General features: G+C 63.7%; 1 pseudogene. It reads left to right on the forward strand.

Annotated elements, in window-relative coordinates:
• A pseudogene (locus tag RM590_RS35725) lies at positions 1–432 on the forward strand (hypothetical protein); the annotation flags it as partial.

Raw genomic sequence — 432 nt, forward strand, 5'->3', positions numbered from 1 at the left:
GGGTATGAGATCGCGGTGTGGGGCGCGCTCGGTTTCTCACTGCTGGTGCTGGCGCTGGACCGTCGCCGCAACATTCCGCTGCACGTGCTGGAGATGCTCGGAGTGAGCTTCTTCGTGGTGCTGGCGGTTATCGGGCTGGTGGCCTCTAGAGGGCAGAAAATCTGGCTGGAGATGTGGTCAGGGGAGATCACGAATGCGTCCTTGGCTATCTTCGCGCTGGTCAGCCTGCTGATCGGCCGGCCGTACACGACGGCGTATGCGCGCGACGTGACGCCGCCCGACCGTTGGGAAACGCCGCTGTTCAAGCGCACCAACATGGTGGTGACCGCGGTCTGGGCGGCGGCCTTCGGTTTCTCTGCCTCGGTCGGCTTCCTCGGGGACGTGCTCTACGGCAGTACCGACAATTTCTGGACTGGTTGGGTTCTGCAGCTG

This window comes from Streptomyces litchfieldiae, assembly GCF_031845365.1.
Taxonomy (GTDB): domain Bacteria; phylum Actinomycetota; class Actinomycetes; order Streptomycetales; family Streptomycetaceae; genus Streptomyces; species Streptomyces litchfieldiae.